The 3568-nt window shown below is 25.0% G+C and carries 1 protein-coding gene; it reads right to left on the minus strand.

What is annotated here, in order from left to right:
• Window positions 1-141 precede the first annotated feature (141 nt).
• On the minus strand, window positions 142-2940 hold the full coding sequence (locus Q4E08_RS11870; RefSeq protein WP_303131193.1) for a hypothetical protein: 2799 nt from the start codon (window positions 2938-2940) through the stop codon (window positions 142-144).
• Window positions 2941-3568 lie beyond the last annotated feature (628 nt).

A 3568-nucleotide genomic window follows, 5' to 3' on the forward strand; every position in this document is an offset into this window, starting at 1 on the left:
TCCTCCATAATATTTCTCCTAACATATTAAAATATAAACCTTAGATTAATTTTATTTATAAAAATATGCACCAAATCCAAACTTTTTTTATAACTTAATTGGATATTGATGCATATTTGACTTTATATATTTTTTTATATTCTACTTTACTGTAAACTCTTTTACTATTTTTACTGGCTTATCTTTTGAATCAAATGTTTCAATAGTTATACGATAATTACCACTAGCTAATTTTAACCCTCTTAATTCTATACTTGCATAATTGGGTTTATTAGATGGAAATGACACAGACATTGGAATTCTAGCTGGTAAATTCACACCACTTAATGATTGTAACTTTATATTTCTCTCTCCAAATGTATTAGTCAAATCTTCATTAAAATATAATTCTAAAAGTGTGCTTCCGTAATATTCTGACACCTCTAAATTAGTAATATCTAATTTAGATTTATCTTCCTCTTCTACATCAGTACCTCCAGTAAACTCTGGAATTTTATAGTGATCAACAAATCCTACACGAAAATTGTTGTCATAATCAACATATAAAACCCATAACCTTGATTTGTTTGTTAAAGTATAACCTGATAAATCTATATCTAATTCATTGTATCCAGAATTTAATTTTGCTTTTTGACTTTTTATCTTACCACTTAAAACATCCTCTGCCATTGGAGTATTTGAATCACCCTCAAATACTGATTGATTCCAATCATATATTCCATAATACAATACTCCATGTTCATCTGAATTAAACTTAAATTTCATTTTATCCTTTGCATAACGTTCTATGCTTTCACCATTTGTTACAGGTGGATCGAAATGTGATCTAAAGGATCCTTCAACAATAGTTCCATCAGGCATATTTACTGAAACAGTGTATTTATTATCTTTATGACCATAATTATCAGGCACAATAATTGTGTAAGTTTTCTTATCTGGACTTACTATAAATTTTGCTCCCTTAGTTGTAAGAGTAGATTCACTAGGACATATAATTTTAAAATCCTCTAATTTAAGCTCACCTTCAACTGGTCTATTAAATGTAAACACAAATTTATTAGCTTCAACTTCTGCTAAATAATCTAATTTATATTCGCTAACCTCAGTTTCATCATTATATAACCCTACTGTAAGTGGCCCATAAACTGGTGATATTCTTCCATCAAATCCTTCCATAACATAATACAAATCATATTCTGTATTTTCTTTTAAATCAGATATTAGTATTTCATTATAGTTTGATTTGATAGAAACCTTAATTCCATTTTCTTTTATCTCCTCTTTACTTAACACATTACTTTGGGAACGTATATTGTTTTTTTCTACAAGCTTATAGTATAAATATCCCCCCTCATCAACATCATAAACGTCAAGAATAGCATTTGTTTTGCTAGTTCTATTCACCTCAACTTTAGATGCAGTAGGATGATTATAACTATAATTAAATTCTCTGCTAATTATATTTCCATTTGGCAATGTAATATATAGTTCATATATATTATCTCTATAATAAGAAGTACTTAGCGTATAAGTTTTATTATCTTTTGTTTTTATATCAAATACTGTCATTGAATTACCACCGTTACATAGTATGGATATATCTGATAATTTTAATGGTTTACTTGTTGCTTCATTTAGTGTAAATTCAATAACCCCTTGCTGCTTAGGTATTATTGAGTTTATTTTAAACTTCTCTTCTCTTCCTACAAATACATTTTTTGCTGATTCATTTATTATAATATTTTCTTTTGGAGTTTTAGTATAAACTTTAGCATTATCCCCACTAATTTCCACAGCATTTAAAAGACCATTTCCCATTATACTTGTTGAATTTCCATTAACATTTATTTTATCTACAGTGATATTTTCTTTAATATAAATATTAGAATTTTGTCCGTTTGAATTTACTTTATCTACATTGCAATTAATAGCAATGTTTGTACAATTTCCACTATCACTTATTTCATTAACAATTTGATTTACTGTTATATTTGCGTAACTTGAGTTTTTATCTATGTTCATAAATTTAGTAGGTGCATCAAGAAGTAGCATTCCATTTGAAATATGTAAATTTGAAATATTACAATCTCCATAAATAGATGCATTTCCATTAATATCTATGTTCTTTATATCTTTAACATTTTTTAATTGTAATGTTGGCCCATTTATATTTTTATTAATATTTAGTTCTCTATTTTCTTCTTTCTTTATTTTATTATTTTCTACTGTTATATAAGGTATTTTTGAGTCATTAATTACTACCTCATATTGTGCCTCATCTTTTAAAATTAATTTTTCTTTAATTTCTACGTTATCTAATACAATCTTACTGTCAGCTAAAGAAGAATCAATAAAAATATTATTATATATTTTGTTTGATATTGTTATGATACCATCAACTAAATCATCTTTAGTAATATTAAGATCAGTAAGTACTATATCAGGTTCACTTGGAAGTTCTGGAGTACTAGGTATATCTGGATTTATCGGTTCATTTGGTTCTTGTGGAATACTTGGTATATTGGGCTTTACTGGTTCACTTGGTTCTTGTGTAAAACTTGGTTTATTAGTCTTTACTTGTTCAATAGTAACTTGAGGAACACATTGTATATTATCCTTTAATGGAGCACTTTTTTCATTTGTAAAACTTGGCTTATTAGTCTTTACTATTTCTTTTGAAACATGAACACCTTCTACTTTTTTCTCTTTACTTACCAATTCTTTTTCATTTAAATTATTTTCTAATTCAACCTTATCATTTTTTAAGTAATCTTCATTTTCACTTAATTTATCACTTTTAAAATTATTTTCAATACCACTTTGTTCTTTATTGTCTAAAGTATCACTACTACTTTTAAAATTATTAAAAAAGTAAGACCCTACTACAGCCATCATCACTATAGAAGTAGAAATAAAAATAATAATCTTTTTTCTTTTCATAAAATCCCCCATAATATACTTTTGTTTCAAAATAATAACTAACAATAATATTGTAATTTTATTATTATAAAATATTAGAATTTTTAAACAATATCCTTAACCTTGTCCTATATTCATTTGTAAAATAATTACTTAATAAAATTCTCTATAGAAATAATCCCTATATTTCACTTTAAGGATAAATCTTCTAAATTAAAGTACTTATATTATACATATTTATCTATTATATATTGGATTTTTATCAAAATTTTAATAATTATTTTAAACATATAGATTTTTTTTTACATTTTTACTTCTAACAATTTTTAAATCAAATTCCCATATAGTATTTTTATATATACTTAATTATTTATTTAATATCTTATTTGTGCCAATTTTGTTAATTTTTCGACCAGTTACGCAAAACCTATTGATTAATTTATTATTATTTTTTAATATAAGATTAAAATTTAAATTTAAATAAAGATTCTAAGTAAGGAGGAAAGATGTAGATGCTTATATATTATTGTATTTCTTTAATGATGCTTTTAACTATGCTGATGACTGGAATTGTTAATCCAATTTGTTCATTTTTTAGTGGCGATACTGAAATTAGATTTAATGGAATTCTATATACTAATTTAGATGA

It is taken from the genome of Clostridium sp. (assembly GCF_030532265.1).
In the GTDB taxonomy this organism is placed as follows: Bacteria; Bacillota; Clostridia; order Clostridiales; family Clostridiaceae; genus Clostridium.